The sequence below is a fragment of the Legionella adelaidensis genome (assembly GCF_900637865.1).
In the GTDB taxonomy this organism is placed as follows: domain Bacteria; phylum Pseudomonadota; class Gammaproteobacteria; order Legionellales; family Legionellaceae; genus Legionella_A; species Legionella_A adelaidensis.
Window position 1 is genome coordinate 35,001 of the sequence record NZ_LR134417.1, and the last position, 15,813, is coordinate 50,813.

Below are 15,813 nucleotides of genomic sequence, written 5' to 3' on the forward strand. Positions count from 1 at the left end.
GATACTCTTTGATGGAAAGAGGTAATTTTAATTGATGTGCTCGTTGTTGTAGCACTTGTATGTCTGCCGCTATTACTACCGGCAGTTGGTGCTTGGCCAAAGCCAAGCATATATCCGGGCCAATACCGGCAGGTTCACCGCTACTGATCAGCAGAGGTTTCACGCTACACTCTTATCCAAAATATTTATATATGCGTCAGTTCGGATATGTTGCTGCCAATTTTGCACAGCGTCTGCAAATTTTCTTTGCTGCAAAAATTGCATGACTTGCTGTCTTTGATAAGCGACGGAATCATCCACCGTTTTTCGTTCAAGCACTTCAATAAGGTGCCAACCAAAAGGAGATTTCACAGGTTTACTCACTGTGTGTAATGCAAGGGCATTCATAGCTTTGGCAAAAGAAGGTACCAACTCGTCTCCCGTAACCCAGCCAAGATCGCCTCCCTTTACAGCGCTAGCAGCATCTACAGAATACTGTTTGGCCATCAAAGCGAAATCTTTTCCTGATTTTAGCTGTTGGTAAATATTATTTATTTGTCTTTGGGCTTCCTCAGCGGTCTTACTAGCATCAGCCTTAATTAAAATATGGCGAACATGCGCTTTTACAACCTGGTGGTGCTCATCTCCTCCACCCACAGCTACCAGCTTGATTAGCTGAAACCCATTTCCTGTTCTAATCGGGCCCGCTATCTCACCTACCTTCATATTTATAACTTGATTGGCAAATATTTCTGGCAACTCTGGTAAATGCCGCATTCCTAAATCACCACCTTCCAAGGCATACTCACCGCTTGACTCAGCGATTGCTATTTGACTGAAATCTGCCCCTGATTTTATTTTCTTTAATAGATCTTGTGCTTTATTTTGGGCATTTTTCACTTGCTCGCTTGTGGGCTCTTCAGGTAACGGGATCACTATATTTTGAATTTGATACGTTTGTTGCTTCTTTTTATTGTTTTTTTCATACGTTTTTAAATAATCTTCTACTTGTTGTTCAGAAATAATCACCTCTTTACCTACCGCTTTTTGTTGCACCCGGCTAATTAACATTTCTTTGCGGATATTGTCACGGTAAGCTTCCCAACTTAAGCCTTGCTGCGTTACGGCTTCTCGCAATTGGGTTAAGGTGAGATGATTATTTTCCGCAATTTTATTGATAGCATCATTTAGCTCTGTGCTATCAATAGTCATACTATTATTCTTAGCAAGCTGTAATTGTAAATTCACGTCGATTAGATGCTGCAAAACTTGCTTACGCAAGGTTTGCTCATCTGGAACCTGCATATTTTTTGCAATGATTTGCTTTCTTAGTACTTCCGTCTGTTCATTCAGCTCACTGGCTGTTATTACATCATCATTTACAACTGCTACTACCTTATCTAAAGGTTGTCCTGACTCCGCTGTAGCAAAAACTGGGAGTAAAGCAAACAAAAGCCCAACTAGCGTTTTCATTTTTTCCTCTTCTTATATTGACGCAAAATTTTTGTGCAATGTAGGGGATCCATTTTTAAAATACAAGCATTTTTCTGAACAACTTACAAAAAAGTTACCCATTGTTGAAAACATTTGCATAGCCCGGCAAGAAGCTCGCAATAGTACTTGTAGGATCAGTATTTGCAACAGATCCTAATCCCTTCAGCATTATTTGCACGAAAACATTATTGTTATAGGCTGGCGACAGTGTATCACGATCGATATTTTTAAAAGTATGACCGCCTAATAATCGTACCGCCCAGCAACACGTTTCGTACTGAATACCAAAAAAAGTCATCATGTCATACTTTTTGCTGATATTATAGCTATAAGCACCAAGCGTACTCCATCTCTCATTAAGCGGCCAACCATAAGAGACATACGCTTGATGTAAAGCATTGTTTTCCTGTTTAGTTGTTCCTACGGTAAAGTCGCCGTTTATTAAATAGGAATATCCAAAATTAAATACCTTATCAGGTTCTGGTTGATAATTTAAATTTAAACGACCATTGTTTGTTTCCCCTGTTTCATTGTCCCATACATAGTCACCACTAATCATCCATGCTGGATTAAAAATGTAGGACGCACGCGAAGCAATAGGCGAGGTTTTAGTGAATGGTGAATAATAACCTAATGTTCTGGTCGGACTATCTTCACAGTAAATGCCATTTCGTCTGTAACAAAGTTGTACACGTCTATCCGCGAAATATCTAATTTGACCAACCGAAAAATTGGCGATTTCAAATCCAGTAGTATCTGAAAGAAATCGCGAGGTAACAGCATAAGAGAGTTGATTGGCATCCCCTATCCTGTCAAAACCAGAAAAACGGTTAGTGCGAAACAACTGATCATAATTAAAAATCATATATCCCGAATCAAACACAGGGATTTCTCTTTGCTCATGATAGGGAACATAAAGGTAATATAAGCGGGGCTCCAGGGTCTGAGTCAGTGATTTTTTTAGGGGGAATGTACGCTCAAAGTATAAGCCACTATCCAAAGAATAACGCGGGATTGTCCGATTAAAAGTTTCTGTTTTAACGTCCTGTGTAAAATCAAGATCATAATACGTTTCGACCAGTTGTGCCTCGGGAGTTAGAAAACCCCATGGCTTAAGATTTGGTAAAGATAAAATTGGATTAAAATTATAGCGAGGACCATTAGGATGGCGAATAGTTCTTTCTTCTGGCCAATGAAAATTATCAACCTGTCCTCTCATTACCAAGTGAGCATTCGCGGGTAAATCTTGATAATCCCCTTGGGCAAGCAGCTGCGGAAGCCTCTCGTATACATTCGAGATAGGCGTTTGATTCACCGGGTGTAAGGTCTGATAACTTTGTAACATTCCCCTAAATAGCCAATGCTCTGTGGTATAAGTTAAATCGCCTTGGCGTAATAATTGATTTTGCGTAATGATAGCCAGATTGCTACTGAAGTCTTGGAGATAGTAGTCATCAGAGACTTGCTCGTAATTTAAATTAAGATTTAAATTTTCACTTAGCCGGGTACGATCTCGAAATAAAAAAGACCATCGATTAGTAGATGAATCACGTAAGCTAGGAAATTCCTCTTCATTTCTCTCTATAAATTTCTTAAATGCCTTATCCTGAGGAAGGAAAAAACCTTTTACATATCCCAGGGAGTTGTTAGTTAAAAATCGGAAATCCCCCCCCATCATCAAGCCTCTTCTAGAATAAACATGAGGAATGATCGTTGCATCATAATTTGGCGCAATATTCCAATAATAAGGTAGTCCTAAGTCAAACCCACCTACATTAGAATACCCATATAAAGGCATTAAAAACCCCGATTTTCTCGCTTTGGAAGTGGGGAACGTCAGATAGGGAGTATACAAAAGAGGAATATTATGAACCCGCAAGATTGCATGTCGTGCTACACCTTCATCTTCCGACTTATCGATTTCGATTTGATTAGCTTCAATCTGCCACGCTTTATCTTGAGGTGCACAAGTAGTATAGGTCGCTTTTTTTAATAAATAATCCTGATTAGGAAAACGCTCTATATAACTAGCTCTTCCCCAGGCAGGCAACGATGCCCCGGCACGATTGGATTTAAAACGATATAACACATCTTCAATCATCCCAGAATTATTTTCAGGATTTACCAAAGCTCGTTTCGCAATCATGAGTCGATCCGGCTCCATGACTCGGACGTCGCCTAGTAATTCAATCTCGGAGACTTTATTAGTTTTTGGGTCGCGATAAATTATAGCCGTGTTCGCATTCAGAATACGTTCTGACTGCTTCACTTCTACATTTCCCTTCAGCTCAGAGTGTCCTTGTAAATAAAGTGAAGTTTTATCCGCACGTATCTGAATTTCATCAGGAGTAGAGAGTGGGATAATGTATGTCTCTCGATAATAGCCTCCACACATTGAAGAACTCTGTTGTACGTTCCATCCCAAACACTGGGCAAACCTGGTTCGCAACGCATCATCTAATGGGGCATCGCGTGCGACCACACAAGCTTGTACGGGCTCAATTTCTAATTCTTTGGAATAACCAGTATTGGCAATCAAAATGAATGCTACGGTCGTGATTAAACCACTTAGTATTTGAAAACTTACTTTCAAAGGATGCTTAACCGCCAACTCAAATGCCTTCTGCTATTTACCTAATGAGGTAATTAAGTGGTTTGTATGCTTAGTTCGTTGCTATCCCTAAGAGGTCCTAAAATACAAAAAAGACGAGTAATAGCAGGCTCTACAGAAAATCTTTTTTGATTTTTCAGACGCAAAAAGCCATAGTTCAAAAATAGCATTTTGAAGTCTCTTGGGTATAATACGCAACTGTTCTATCCATAGAAGCGTATAAGGGCACAAAGTATATCATGCAAACACGACAAAACGTACTCCATCAGTGGCTTGAAAAAACTTACCCTGCTATCCCGTTTACTTTAACTCCCTTATCTGGCGACGCAAGCTTTAGACGTTATTTTCGTTTAGAAATAAATCATCAAAAATGGATGGTAATGGATGCCCCCCCTGAAAAAGAGCCGCTTTCACCCTTCATCACGATTTGCAAAATATTGAGAGAACACTCTATTCATGCCCCTGCGATTGAGAAAGTAGAGTTTGATCTGGGATTTGCCATTTTAGAAGATTTTGGTGACGTATTATTATTAAAAAAATTGCAGCCCACCAACGCCGATTACTTTTATAAAAAAGCAATGGACATTTTATTACAAATTCAGGCCTGTCCGACCGCTTCTATACCCGCGTTTAATGCTGCTTATATGGAAGGAGAGTTAAGCCTTTTTAAAGATTGGTTCTTGGAGAAATATCTTTCATTAAATTTAAATGGGAAGGATAAAGACTTACTCGACCAATATTTTTCTCATTTAATAACAACCATTAATGCTCAACCCAAAACTTTTATCCACAGAGACTATCATTCTAGAAACTTAATGATTATCCATGAAGCCCCATTGGAATTAGGGGTCATTGATTTCCAAGATGCTATGTGGGGGCCCATAACGTATGACTTGGTTTCTTTATTAAAAGATTGCTATATCCAATGGCCCCGCCAACAAACGCTAGAATGGGTGAACTATTTTTATTCCCACTTGGATATACCTCTTTCCCCAGAGGAGTTTATTAAAGCCTTTGACTATTGTGGTCTACAAAGACATTTAAAAGTTCTAGGAATTTTTTGCCGTCTTCATTTTAGAGATAACAAATCCTCTTATCTAAAAGACCTGCCTCTTGTTTTTAATTATGTAATGGCCTGTTTAGAAACGTATGCAGAATTAAATCCTTTACTTCGTTTAATGCAAGATCAAATTTATCCAGCTTTTTTGGAGAAGAGACGTCTATTATGAAAACTGCAATGATTCTGGCAGCGGGTAGAGGAGAACGTCTAAAACCGCTTACCTCATTTAAACCGAAACCTCTATTTACCGTACAAGGCATCCCTTTAATTGAGCATCACTTAAAGGGTTTACTTTCTGCCGGCTTTGAAAGAATTGTAATTAATCATGCCTACCTGGGCGCACAAATTAGGCAACATATTTTCTCTTTGCCCATGGATAAAGAAATAATATTTACGCCAGAGCCCCCCGGAGGATTAGAAACAGGTGGAGGCATTGTGAATGCACTACCTTTTTTAGGAAAAGAAAATTTTTTGGTTATTAACGCCGACATTTGGACGGATATCGATTTCTCAACGCTTTGCATGCATCATTCATTTCCAGCCCATATTCTTCTTGTTAAAAAGCCTTCCTTTATGGAGAATGGGGATTTCGGTTTTACCACCGATCAGCTAGTCGAAAATGAAAATAGAGAGTACGTTTTTCCAGGAGTTGGAGTTTATCACCCTTCGCTATTTAATAATCAACCATTCGGTCGCTTCCGCTTGGCGCCTTTGCTTCGTGATTTAGCGGATAAGAAACAACTTTCCGGAGAAATTTTTTCTGGAAAGTGGCTAGACATTGGCACAAAAGAAAGGCTTTCTTTAGCAAATAATCTTAGCTAATTTCAACCGCCGGCACCCATACCAGATCCTTTCTCTGGGGCGGCTTCGGGCGCTGGGAAAGCATACTGCTTTGTATCTAACTTTATCGTCGGGTTAGCCTTTTCCACATAAGCTTTTAAACCATCATCCTTATCAAGAATTGCCTTGGCTACCTTATCTGGATCAGCTGGGATAGGGTTACCGGCACTATCTTTCTTGTAATCGACAAGAACTTTTTCTTGCTTGCCTTTTTCATCCTTTACCGCGGTAACAGCCTCATACACTACGCCATCTAAGACAGCCATATCCTTATTAACGACCCATGCATTAAAATAGTTATCAAGCATAGTCTTTAATTTTTCGTCTACTTCTTTCCCATCACTAGAATAGCCTCGTCGTAATTCCGACTCCTGATTAACAGCAAAACCAAAATCGACTGATTTATCCACAACCGTTTTTGAGTACTCTTTTAGCGTACTATCTTGATTATTTATTCTTTGCGCTTCTTGAGGGTTACTAACGCGTAATATACCTTTGTCACCCTCCCATACATGAAAAGAGGAGTCATGTTCACGATGAACTGTTTCTGCAAAGACTTTTAATGAATTTAGTAATCCCTGGCTTTGCGCATACATACCCGAATCTTTTAATTTTTGTTCAAATTGCTGCACTAAGTAATCGGCAGCTTCGGGTGTAGTAGCCACACGCATAGCTGCATAAAGTGAGTTACTACTAGGCATAGTGATATTTGCTTTCATGGCTTCTCTAAAATTTTTCTAGTTGTTCCCATTATAGCAGAAATGCGCTTTCCCGGCTCTTCTCATCAAAAGGAGTAGGCATTTCTTCAATAACTGAATTAAATTTTCCTTTTTTCATATCTGCAAAGGTAAATTCATCCACCAAAATTGCATCCCAACGTGCTTTTTCAATCGTTAAAATAATGTTCGCCTCTTCTTTGCTTAGCAAACCGGCATTTACTTTTTCAATTAATTTCTCTTTTAATTGATTAAGCGGAACTTTGCGTAGATCAACTACCTTATTGTAAAGCTCCTCATTTTCAATTAATAATTGAAAAGCGCTTTCAACCCGGTCTACGGGTTGTTTTTTATTCCCACTTAAATAAATACTTTGCAAAATGACATCACGGTATTCATTATTATTGGTCATTAATTGGGCCAATTGTTTATCTAGACGATCGCTCGGTAGCGCCATTGTTTGGCCAAAAGGAAAGGCCCACAAACGCATAAATAATCCCAAAAGGCGTGAGGGAAAATTTTGACTTAAATTAATTAAGGATTTCTGAGCATGATGAAAACAATAAGAAACCGCCCATTTAGCATGGGTTCTATAAGTATTATTGGGGTTTAATTCATACAATCGGAGAGCTGCCATCGCTAAATAAAGATAGGACATACCATCAGCAAGTCTTGCCGATACACGCTCTTTACGTTTTAGCGTTCCCCCTAAATGAATTAATGAAAAATCTGCAATCCAGGCAAAAGCATGACTTAATCTAGCTAATCTCTGATACTCACGTTTTAGTTTACTCTTAGGAGTCTTAATAAAAATTCCTGCAGTCCAAGCCGATAAAAAGGCTTTCGCAAAATTCTTCATAAAATAGTGAATATGCTGCCAAAGTAAATGTTTAAATTCGGCTTTATCTTCTTTATTTATGGCGTAGAACTCATTTCGAATAAAAGGGTGACAAGCCATAGAACCTTGACCAAAAATCAATAAATTACGCGACATTATATTGGCACCCTCCACGGTGATGGATATGGGTAAACCCTGATAAAAATTGGCGAGATAATTTCTTGAGCCAACAACTACACCTCTGCCCCCATGAATATCCATAGCTGCATTAATAACCACCCTGGCTAATTCCGTATTAAAGTATTTGGTAATTGCAGAGGCGACCGAAGGTTTTTTGTGCTCATCTACTGCTGCTAACGTGAGTAGACGGGTGGATTGAATTAAAAAGTTTAAACCTGCAATTTCAGCCAGTTTCTCCTCAATACCTTCAAACTGACGTAATTCAACATTAAATTGACGACGAATACGAGTATATGCGCCACTAGTAACATATGCTACAGAGGACGACCCCGCTCCTAAAGTCGGGAGAGAAATCGAACGACCAATTGAAAGACACTCGACAAGCATCCGCCAGCCCGAGCCTGCCATTTTTTGTCCGCCAATAATACTATTAATAGGAACAAATATATTATTGCCGCGAATAGTGCCATTCATAAATGGCTGTTCAGCGGGTAAATGACGATTGCCAATTTCAAGGTTTTCGGTATCACGCGGAATAAGTACACAAGTGATACCTTCTTTACCTTCCCCTTGTAAAAGATTATCAGGATCTTTCAGATTAACTGCCAAACCAATCAATGTAGCAACGGGAGATAAGGTGATCCAGCGTTTATTGAGATTATTAATAGTAAGGCCAAGAACTGGTTTTCCCTCGATTTTTCTTTTGCTAACAATGGCTACAGATTGCAAGGAAGTCGCGTCACTACCAGCTTCCGGTTCAGTTAATGCAAAGCAAGGGATTTCAATTCCTTTTGCTAAACGAGGAAGATAATAAGATTTTTGTTCCTCTGTACCATAATGGTGCAGCAACTCGCCTGGACCTAAAGAGTTAGGTACCATGACGGTAACTGCAGCCACGCCTGAACGGCTGGCTAGTTTATAAACCACCTCGGAATGCGCACGCGCCGAAAATCCTTTACCGCCATACTCTTTACCAATAACGAGGCCAAAAAATCCGCTCTCTCGAATAAACTTCCAAACATTTTCTGGTAAATCCTTGTTTTGGCTAATTTGCCACTCATCGAGCATGTCGCAAAGCGTTTGTGTTTCATTATCCAAAAAAGACTGCTCTTCTACACTTAAACCACTGGCAATGCTATTTAACCTCTGCCAGTTTGGATTGCCAGTAAAAATATCTTGTTCCAGCCAGGTATCTCCTGCATTCAGCGCTTCTTCTTCTGTTTTCGAAAGTTTAGGAATTGATTTACGCGCTTTTTCGAACAAAGTTGAACTAATTGCAGTACGCAGAGGCTCAAAACGACAAATTAATTCTATAAGGATAAGGCTACTCCATAATAAAACAGTAGGAAATACAGGAAAGCCAATGAGAAATGTCCCTGTTAACAAAAAAACTAACGTCCCGAACTCCCAGATGACTAGGCGAGCACCATTGTATAAAACAGATAAAGTAAATAAGAGGTAAACGACAAAAGATAAAGTGGCCATAGTAATCCTTTAACCATCAGCATTAAAAAAAAACACATTACCTAAAATATAGAATTTAGGCTAGTAGATCTCAAAAAATATCTCAATATAGCTTGAATAATTCAAAGTCTTCTCTTAGCGTATCTTTTATTTAGTCTTTTTCTTATTATGCAAAAACGTTTGGTTTGGAATTTTGAAATCACTCTCGGATCGTTTTCTTTTCCTGAAAAATTTTCCGAAACAAAAACTGACTTTCACTGGGAAGCCCGATTTTTTTGGCCTGAAACGGAAGTTATTTCTTTAAACGAACTCGACGAGTCCTATCTAAAGTTATCAGAATATGAATTTAAAAAAAGGAAAGATTTGTATTTTTTATTACCTAATTTTGATGGCAATTTAAAACTACGGCGTGACCAACTTTTATACAAACCTTTAATCGACAAAAAAAATGGTATTCTAGCTTATGGAAGTAAAGTGAAACTTCATGAGCTTGATGAAGATGCGCTTCTAGTAAGAAATGAAAAATTTAAGGTAAAAGAAATTATCTCACTAACACAAAAAGCGGCCCCTTTAGAAGTTTCAAAAGAAGCTCTCATTCATACTTTTTCTCAAAAGCCTAAAGTAAAAATGGAGCTATCCAGAATCGTTGTTAATAAAAAAATTTTTTATAGTGTTAGTTTTGAGTCGCGTTGTTTTGAATATGTAGAATGCTTACAGGAAAAACTGCTTAACAAGGCTGTTGCTAGCGATTATGTAACTTTTTTAAAAAGAAATTTTAAATGATAATAAAAACCCTGATCGATTTGATGGTTAGTTTTGGCAAAATTGGACTGGTTTCTCTGGGGGGAGGCAATTCCATGCTAAAACTTATTGAATTTGAAGCAGTAACCACCCGTCATTGGGTTGCTCCGGAAGAGTTTATCAAAATGACGGGGAGTACTTTTCTTTTTCCCGGGCTTACCGCAGTTAAACTTTCTGCATTAATTGGTTATAAAGCCGCTGGTTTTTTTGGATTAGTTATAGCGGTGGCCTGTTTAAATTTACCGGGGTTACTGTTAGCAATTGCAGGGTATAACTGGCTATCTAACCTGCAGGGGCCTATAGGTAAGAAAATCATGGTTTCTGTACAGTATGGAGCATTAGCTTTATTAGCGGCCGCTTCATTTTCCATTGCCCAGGGTGTCGTGGGGATGTATTTTTCTTATTCTTTAGCCCTTGCTGGTATTTTATTTTTCTTAGCACTAGCTTTCCTAGACCTATCTCCCTTTTGGGGATTTATAGCATTTATAGGTATCTGTTTTTTTCTAGTCAAACCATGAAGGCAGGAGTATTTCTTTGGCAACCTCATTAGATAATTATGAATTTTATATTAACCGTGAATTCACCGCCCTAGACTTTAATGCCCGGGTTTTAGCACTAGCAAAAGATGAGAGGGTTCCTTTATTAGAACGCATGCGTTATTTATGTATTTGTAGTGGTAATCTCGATGAATTTTTTGAAATACGGGTAGCCGGTCTTAAAGAAAAAATTGCTATTTCTTCTTTAAAATTAAGTATTGATGGCTTGCGGGCTGAAGAGCTTCTGAGTTTACTGAGCAAAAAAACCCACACTTTAATAGATGAGCTTTATGCAACTTTTAATCAAAAGTTGCTGCCTGCCCTGGAGGAGGAAAATATTCACTTCTATGAAGCCGAAGATTGGACCGAAGATATGCACCTCTGGGCAAAGCATTATTTTAAAAATGAAGTTTTGCCTATTGTGAGCCCTATCGCATTGGACCTGGCACATCCCATGCCGCGTTTATTTAATAAAAGTTTAAATTTTATTATCTCTTTAAGTGGGAAAGATGCTTTTGACCGAAATATTGATTATGCCATTATCCATGCCCCTCGTTCATTGCCACGGATGATTCGTGTACCCTCGGAGTTATGCGAGGGAGGAGGCAGCCATTTTGTTTATCTTTCCTCCATTATAAAGACACATTGCCATCGCTTTTTTCCCGGAATGGAAATTATGGGTTGCTATGCATTTAGATTAACTCGCAATAGTGATTTAGCTTTGCGGGATGAAGAAGAGGAAGATCTAGCGGCAGCAGTACAAAGAGAATTACTGTCAAGGCATTATGGTCATGTGGTACGACTGGAAATTGAAAAAGAATGCCCGGAAAATATCACCGAATTTTTATTACAAAAATATCAATTAAAAAATGAAGATGCATATTATTGCGAAGGGCCCGTTAACCTGCAACGCTACTTAGGACCTATCAATAGCATTAATAGACCTGATTTAAATTATCCACCATTCAAACCACAGTATCCTGTAGAGTTACAAAACCATAATTTGTTCAATATATTGGATGAAAAAGATATTCTTCTTCACCATCCTTACCAGACATTTGATGTCCTGATTGATTTCGTACGCCAGGCAGCCGCAGATCCGAATGTCTTGGCAATCAAACAAACCTTATACCGGACACGCTTTAATTCAATTATGGTTCAAGCCTTGGTTGAGGCCGCACAGTCTGGTAAAGAAGTGACTGCCGTGATTGAATTACGAGCCCGTTTTGATGAGGAATCTAATCTGCGACTGGCAAACCGTTTACATGAAGCGGGTGTTTTGGTCTTGTATGGTGTAGTCGGTTATAAAACCCATGCCAAAATGACCTTGGTGGTGCGAAGAGTACACGGAAAATTAAAACGGTATGTTCATTTGGGCACGGGAAATTATCACGAAGATACAGCAAGAAGATATTGCGATTTTGGCTTACTGACTTCAAATCCTGACATATGCTCTGATACACAAATAATTTTTCAACAGCTCACCGGACTAGGTAAAACAGTAAAACTAAAAGAATTATGCCATTCTCCATTTACATTACAAAAAAACTTACTCTATTTCATTGATCAATGTATTAATGCGGCAAAAAAAAGAAAAACCGCCTGCATCATGATTAAAGTAAATGGTTTGACCGACCTCACCATGATTCAGGCCTTATATAAAGCCTCCCAAGCAGGAGTAAAAATAAAGCTGATAGTACGTAGTGTTTGTTGCTTATTACCTGGGATAAAAGGAGTTTCCGATAACATTCGTGTTTTTTCCACTTTGGGGCGCTTTTTAGAACATCATCGTGTTTATTATTTTCAATGGGGTAAAGAGGAACATCTCTATTGCTCCAGTGCAGACTTAATGGAGCGAAATCTTTATAACCGTATTGAAGTTTTATTCCCCATATTAAATGAAGATTGTAAAAAGCGCATAAAAGAAGAAATTTTTGAGAATTATTTCAAAGACAATAGTAATACCTGGGAAATGCAAAACGATGGAACCTATAAGCCTTTGCGTGATGGAACCTATAGTGCGCAAGCCCATCTACTAGACCTTTATAATACCATCCCGGTTATATAAGGGTTTTATGACTTTTTCCTGCCTCTTCACAAGCGAGGCGAGGAACAAGATATCCTGGCAATAATGTTTGCAATTCTTCATAAATCATTTTGGCTTCCTCTTTAGGCAAATCAAAATGGCCCGCTCCGTCCACCTTATCTAACAAGTGAAGGTAATAAGGTAACACTTGGCAATCAAAAAGACGTTTGCTTAGTTTGGCCAAAACGTGTGCTGAATCATTTACTCCACGTAGCAGCACTGATTGATTAAGCAAATGACATCCCACGTTTTTTAATGCCAAACAGCTTTCTTCTACATAAGTATCTAGCTCGTTAGCATGATTGCTATGAATTACCATTACTTTTTTTAATGGTAATTTTTTTAGTAGCTGCAAAAAAGAGGAAGTAATTCGTTCCGGTAAAACAATTGGTATACGCGTATGAAACCGAATGGTTTTCACATGTTTGATGGTTATAATTTGCTCAAATAAATAGGCCAGGATAGCATCACTCGCTAATAAAGGGTCTCCACCACTAAAAATCACTTCCTCAATGGAGTCATCTTTTCTTATGTAATCTATTGCAGAAGGCCAACCATTTTTTCCAGGATTATTACTTTGATAAGGAAAATGCCGTCGGAAGCAATAACGGCAATTGACTGCACAAACGTTAGTAATAGTTAATAAAACTCTCCCCTTATACTTATGTAATAATCCCGGCACCTGATTAACCGAAGACTCCCCCAAAGGGTCTCTGACGTAAGCAGGATTTTTTTCTAATTCTTTTTCTTGTGCCAAAACTTGTAAAAGAAGCGGATCGTTGGGATTTCCCTGTTCCATAAGTGACGCAAACCTGCGCGGTACTCGCGTTTTAAAAACCTTTTCGACCGCCAAAAGATTATTAATTGGTAGATTAAGAAATTGTAATAATTCAGAGGAAGAATTAAATCCATCCCCAAGAATTTTTTGCCAACTTAGATTTGAATCTCGCATTCATATCACAGACTTGATAAACTGCACGAACTTTAGCGAAATTGTACCAAAATCTCAACCTAACCTGAGTATTTTTTTTACATCTTATACCGGAGAACCAATGGCAGTTTACAGTACAAATGATCTTAAAAATGGATTAAAAGTCATGGTTGATAACGCACCGTGTAATATCCTCGATTGCGAATTTATCAAACCGGGAAAAGGACAAGCTTTTACACGAATAAAAATTCGCAATCTGTTAACAGGACGCGTAGTCGAAAGAACCTTTAAATCAAATGACACTTTAACTTCCGCTGATGTAGTCGATGTAGAGATGCAATATCTTTATAACGATGGCGAACAGTGGCATTTTATGGTGGCAGATACTTTCGAGCAATATGCAGCAAATGCAGATGCAGTAGAAGAAGCAAAGCAATGGTTAAAGGAACAAGATATATGTGTAGTAACCCTTTGGAATAATGAACCATTACAAGTAACGCCCCCTAATTTTGTGGTGTTAACTATTACTGAAACAGATCCGGGGGTCAGAGGTGATACATCTGGTGGCGGTGGTAAACCCGCAACACTTGAAACGGGTGCCGTCGTTCGAGTTCCTTTATTTATACAAACTGGCGAGGCGATTAAAGTGGATACCCGTAAAGGAGAATATGTTTCTCGCGCCAAAGAATAATTATCAAATTTTAAATAAAAAAGGACCTTTCAGGTCCTTTTTTATTTCTTCAATTTAGAATCCCCACCAGCTATTATACATACGGGAACCACCATAATAGACGCGGGTACCGTAACGATAGGGATAATAATAGCCCGTATTCCAATAATTTACCGGGTAATAATTAGCGCGATAAATATTGTAGGAATATCCCACCGTATTAACCGGATAAGTTCTAACAGTTCTAACGGTGTTTACAGGATAAGCTACTCTGTAAGTAGACGTATATGTAGGCGTATAAGTGGTATTAGTAACTCCACAACCCGTTAATACTACCGTGCCAGATAAGATACCAATGGACAATAAGAGTTTTTTCATATCGCTTCCTTGCTTTTAATAACTGTATAAATATTATACTACAAGAAAATAAATCGCTCAAGGAATGAGGTTTTGTGGATTTTGTAGTAGACGTGGGCCGCAAGGTCCAACCTACTTTTCCGGATTGAATGGTTGGGCCTGCGGCCCACCTACATTAAATGGATTAAAATCCCTTTGAACGTCACCTGAATACAAGCAAGGGCTATATAGAATTGCTATGCGTAGTTTAACATCTTTATTTGGGCTGCGAGCTGGTCATATCCCGCTTCTACATTGACATAATCACGATTTGCTAAATAAATTGATAAGGAACCGTCATCCGTAGCCTGCTTTGCCTGTAAAACACTATTAAATGCCAGCTCTTTAAAACGGTAAAAATCATTTTCTTTAGTTACCAAATAAAAATTACGATGATAATTATTTTTTAGATAATTTAATTCCTGTGCTTCATGTTCCATATCATGGCCAGGTAAATAATTTTTTAAGGAATATTCGTTATTATTATGTACGGCGATTATTTTACCTTTGGGCAAAACTTTTTTAATTTTTTCTGCTAACTTACTCACTTCTTTATGTGCTGCAGGAGAATACGCCCCAAATTGGGATAAAGTTTTTTTAATACCGATATCTGAAAAAATACGATTAGGATCAAATTCAAATCGCTGCTTATTTAAATGAAATACAATATTTCTTCCACCTTTATGAACCAAGGTAAGAATAGTACCGCCTTTAGCAGCCACTACTGCACGGGCCGCTTTTAAGGCAGTCGTTTCGCTTTGATGTAAATGAACAAAATTTTTCCCTTTTCCTTTGCGCTCAATTTTAATAATAACTACTTCAGTCCCTAATTTAATGGGGATACTAGACGCTTGGGCTGTAGAGACAAATGCTAATAAAGAAAAAAGAAAAAGCCTCACCAAATTTCACCAATTAGTTTAAAAATTTGGCTGATAGTATCATATTGTGTGTGGTAAGGCAAAGTTTGGGGACTATTAGAACTATGTTAGAAGGGTATGGCTCCGGATGCTGAGCCACAAGAACATTAATGTATTTGTGACTTATGAAATGCTTTAGGTCTTCACATCACACGGCATTCCAAACCATCACTATTCCGGGAAATGTATTTTGGTTCAGCCAGAGCCATATTACCTATATAAATAATAATAGTTCAATTTTTGATCAGTTGTTAGGAGATGTTGCGCTTATATAATCTTGTTTTTAAATAAATG

Annotated in this window: 14 protein-coding genes (1 of these 14 cut by a window edge); 6 read left to right on the plus strand and 8 right to left on the minus strand. The window is 38.3% G+C overall.

What is annotated here, in order from left to right; all coding sequences use genetic code 11:
• The 3 genes from pdxA to EL206_RS00830 all read right to left on the minus strand — a co-directional run.
• Positions 1-163 carry the start of a 4-hydroxythreonine-4-phosphate dehydrogenase PdxA gene (gene pdxA / locus EL206_RS00820; protein WP_058463229.1) on the minus strand. The gene continues 815 nt to the left of window position 1, outside the view, so 163 of the gene's 978 nt are visible here — the first part of the coding sequence; its start codon is at positions 161-163; its stop codon lies beyond the left edge, outside the window.
• Positions 160-1,452, minus strand: coding sequence for a peptidylprolyl isomerase (locus tag EL206_RS00825; protein ID WP_058463228.1), 1,293 nt, complete (start codon positions 1,450-1,452; stop codon positions 160-162). Before EL206_RS00825 ends, pdxA begins: the two co-directional genes overlap by 4 nt.
• A 94-nt stretch (positions 1,453-1,546) precedes the next feature.
• On the minus strand, positions 1,547-4,066 hold the full coding sequence (locus EL206_RS00830) for an LPS-assembly protein LptD (RefSeq protein ID WP_415097644.1): 2,520 nt from the start codon (positions 4,064-4,066) through the stop codon (positions 1,547-1,549).
• A 257-nt stretch (positions 4,067-4,323) separates the two neighbouring features.
• On the opposite strand from EL206_RS00830, the gene EL206_RS00835 reads away from it, so the two are divergent.
• Positions 4,324-5,313, plus strand: a complete 990-nt coding sequence (locus EL206_RS00835; protein WP_058463227.1) for an aminoglycoside phosphotransferase family protein — start codon at positions 4,324-4,326, stop codon at positions 5,311-5,313.
• The gene (locus EL206_RS00840) at positions 5,310-5,966 is read left to right on the plus strand and encodes a nucleotidyltransferase family protein (protein ID WP_058463226.1); all 657 of its coding nucleotides are present in this window, start codon (positions 5,310-5,312) and stop codon (positions 5,964-5,966) included. Before EL206_RS00835 ends, EL206_RS00840 begins: the two co-directional genes overlap by 4 nt.
• Before the next feature lie 2 nt (positions 5,967-5,968).
• Here the strand turns inward: EL206_RS00840 and EL206_RS00845 are convergent, their stop codons facing one another.
• Both EL206_RS00845 and EL206_RS00850 read right to left on the minus strand, forming a co-directional pair.
• Complete coding sequence (locus EL206_RS00845) at positions 5,969-6,703, minus strand: hypothetical protein (RefSeq protein ID WP_058463225.1); 735 nt, start codon at positions 6,701-6,703, stop codon at positions 5,969-5,971.
• Between the two features lie 31 nt (positions 6,704-6,734).
• A complete protein-coding gene (locus EL206_RS00850) occupies positions 6,735-9,203 on the minus strand; it encodes an acyl-CoA dehydrogenase (RefSeq protein ID WP_058463224.1) in 2,469 nt (822 codons plus the stop codon).
• 147 nt (positions 9,204-9,350) lie between these two features.
• Here EL206_RS00850 and EL206_RS00855 point away from each other — a divergent pair, with 147 nt between their 5' ends.
• The 3 genes from EL206_RS00855 to ppk1 are packed head-to-tail and all read left to right on the plus strand — an operon-like array spanning position 9,351 to position 12,587.
• Positions 9,351-9,965 (plus strand): hypothetical protein, encoded by a 615-nt coding sequence (locus EL206_RS00855; protein WP_058463223.1) that lies wholly within the window; start codon positions 9,351-9,353, stop codon positions 9,963-9,965.
• Entirely contained in the window at positions 9,965-10,501 is a 537-nt protein-coding gene (locus EL206_RS00860) for a chromate transporter (protein ID WP_058463260.1), read from the plus strand. Before EL206_RS00855 ends, EL206_RS00860 begins: the two co-directional genes overlap by 1 nt.
• A gap of 16 nt (positions 10,502-10,517) precedes the next feature.
• Positions 10,518-12,587 carry a polyphosphate kinase 1 gene (gene ppk1 / locus EL206_RS00865; protein ID WP_058463222.1) on the plus strand — a complete coding sequence of 690 codons (2,070 nt, stop codon included), beginning with the start codon at positions 10,518-10,520 and terminating at the stop codon, positions 12,585-12,587.
• Here the strand turns inward: ppk1 and epmB are convergent.
• Entirely contained in the window at positions 12,580-13,557 is a 978-nt protein-coding gene (gene epmB / locus EL206_RS00870; protein ID WP_058463221.1) for an EF-P beta-lysylation protein EpmB, read from the minus strand. The genes ppk1 and epmB overlap by 8 nt on opposite strands.
• Positions 13,558-13,657: 100 nt before the next feature.
• Between epmB and efp the strand changes: the two genes are divergently transcribed.
• A complete protein-coding gene (efp, locus tag EL206_RS00875) occupies positions 13,658-14,227 on the plus strand; it encodes an elongation factor P (RefSeq protein ID WP_058463220.1) in 570 nt (189 codons plus the stop codon).
• A 54-nt stretch (positions 14,228-14,281) separates the two neighbouring features.
• Here efp and EL206_RS00880 read toward each other — a convergent pair whose 3' ends face one another.
• Complete coding sequence (locus tag EL206_RS00880; protein WP_058463219.1) at positions 14,282-14,584, minus strand: hypothetical protein; 303 nt, start codon at positions 14,582-14,584, stop codon at positions 14,282-14,284.
• 215 nt (positions 14,585-14,799) lie between these two features.
• Positions 14,800-15,501 (minus strand): protein tyrosine phosphatase, encoded by a 702-nt coding sequence (locus tag EL206_RS00885; protein ID WP_407637821.1) that lies wholly within the window; start codon positions 15,499-15,501, stop codon positions 14,800-14,802.
• Positions 15,502-15,813: the final 312 nt, after the last annotated feature.

Excerpts from the sequence above, each read along its gene's own strand:
- EL206_RS00825 (WP_058463228.1), bottom strand. The coding sequence starts at position 1,452 with ATGAAAACGCTAGTTGGGCTTTTGTTTGCTTTACTCCCAGTTTTTGCT.
- EL206_RS00835 (WP_058463227.1), top strand. The coding sequence starts at position 4,324 with ATGCAAACACGACAAAACGTACTCCATCAGTGGCTTGAAAAAACTTAC.
- EL206_RS00840 (WP_058463226.1), top strand. The coding sequence starts at position 5,310 with ATGAAAACTGCAATGATTCTGGCAGCGGGTAGAGGAGAACGTCTAAAA.
- EL206_RS00845 (WP_058463225.1), bottom strand. The coding sequence starts at position 6,703 with ATGAAAGCAAATATCACTATGCCTAGTAGTAACTCACTTTATGCAGCT.
- EL206_RS00850 (WP_058463224.1), bottom strand. The coding sequence starts at position 9,203 with ATGGCCACTTTATCTTTTGTCGTTTACCTCTTATTTACTTTATCTGTT.
- EL206_RS00855 (WP_058463223.1), top strand. The coding sequence starts at position 9,351 with ATGCAAAAACGTTTGGTTTGGAATTTTGAAATCACTCTCGGATCGTTT.
- epmB (WP_058463221.1), bottom strand. The coding sequence starts at position 13,557 with ATGCGAGATTCAAATCTAAGTTGGCAAAAAATTCTTGGGGATGGATTT.
- efp (WP_058463220.1), top strand. The coding sequence starts at position 13,658 with ATGGCAGTTTACAGTACAAATGATCTTAAAAATGGATTAAAAGTCATG.
- EL206_RS00880 (WP_058463219.1), bottom strand. The coding sequence starts at position 14,584 with ATGAAAAAACTCTTATTGTCCATTGGTATCTTATCTGGCACGGTAGTA.